The sequence below is a fragment of the Brevibacterium sp. S22 genome, assembly GCF_004745485.1.
GTDB lineage: Bacteria > Actinomycetota > Actinomycetes > Actinomycetales > Brevibacteriaceae > Brevibacterium.
Genome location: NZ_RHFG01000061.1, coordinates 1 through 1,470 on the forward strand (window position 1 = coordinate 1; position 1,470 = coordinate 1,470).

Genomic DNA, 1,470 nt, shown 5'->3' on the forward strand with positions numbered 1-1,470 from the left:
CGACGAGACTCGTAGAAAGTCCCCGCGTTCCAAGGGGTCGTGCCTCACAGAAAAATCCCCGCGAAACACTTCCGCCGGGCAGCAGGGCACGCCGACGATGGGGTCATGGTCGATAAGGACGTTTCGATGACCACGAGAATCGAGATCACGAAGAAATACGCCACCGCCTACACGACGGCCTCGAAGAAGAGCAAAGCTGCGATCCTCGACACCGTCACCACCATCACCGGGTGGAACCGTGACCACGCCCGCCAACAACTGACCCGCCGCACCCGACAACCCAAAGGACGGGCACAAGCGACAGTCGCGGTCATCGACGGCAGGAAGACGAAGGCCCGCAAATACACCTACGATGCAGTCAAGATCCTGCAGTACGTGTGGTCGATCGCCGGTGGTATCTGCGGCAAGTACCTCGCCGCGGCCATGGACGGCCTCCTCGACTCCCTCGAAGCCCATGACCACCTGATCCCGGGCAAGGGCCGCTACAGCCACACTGTGCGGGCAGAACTGTTGGCGATGAGTCCGGCCACTATCGACCGGTATCTCAAACCCGTCCGTGACAAGGACCCCCTGCGCGGGAAGTCAGCGACGAAGCCCGGCCCTTTGCTGCGGAACTCGATCACCGTGCGCAAGGCCGGTGACGAAGTCGAAGACGAACCCGGCTTCTTCGAAGTCGACACCGTCGCCCACTGCGGTCCGACGCTTAAGGGTGAGTTCGCTAGGTCCGTGAACTACACCGACATGCACACCGGATGGGTCTACACCCACGCGATCAGAAACAACGCCGCGACCCACGTCATCGATGCCTGCACCCAGTTCGTCGATACCGTGCCCTACCTGGTGACCGGACTCGACTTCGACAACGGATCCGAGTTCATCAACCACACCCTCATTGACTGGGCCGCCGAACGCAAGATCTTCTTCACCCGGGGACGGCCGTATACGAAGAACGACCAGGCCACGATCGAATCGAAGAACAACCACCTCGTGCGTCGATACGGGTTCTACTACCGCTACGACACCCCGACCGAACTCGAGCTGCTGCAGCGCCTGTGGCCGCTGGTCAATGACCGGTTGAACTACTTCACCCCGACGAAGAAACCGACCGGGTACTCCACCGACCGTGTGGGCAGGCGCAAACGCGTCTATGACGCCCCGAAGACCCCGTACCGGCGACTGCTCGATTCCGGCATTCTCAGCGGCGAGCAGAAGGCCGAGCTTCACCAGTATCGGGCAGGCCTGGATCTGGTCGACCTCGCCGCGAAGATCGACCAGATCCAGCAACGGCTGATCAAGCTCGCGGCGGGCAAGACCGCGAGGATGGAACGCGAGATCGAGAAGGCCCAAGCCCTGCCGGATCCCGCGGGCATCAAGGTCCATCACACCCGGGCCGGTTAAGACCCGGCTGGCGGGGAAAATGTCTGTGAGGCACGGCCTCATTTCCCGGGGATCTTGACATGAGGCACTCCG

At 62.0% G+C, this 1,470-nt stretch carries 1 protein-coding gene; it reads left to right on the forward strand.

The annotated features are described in order from the left end of the window. Positions 1 to 126: 126 nt before the first annotated feature. Positions 127 to 1,398 (forward strand): integrase catalytic domain-containing protein, encoded by a 1,272-nt coding sequence (locus tag EB835_RS20135; protein WP_240688886.1) that lies wholly within the window; start codon positions 127 to 129, stop codon positions 1,396 to 1,398. Positions 1,399 to 1,470: the final 72 nt, after the last annotated feature.

What these genes read in the sequence shown, in the direction of transcription:
- EB835_RS20135 (WP_240688886.1), top strand. Translation starts at nt 127, where the DNA reads ATGACCACGAGAATCGAGATCACGAAGAAATACGCCACCGCCTACACG.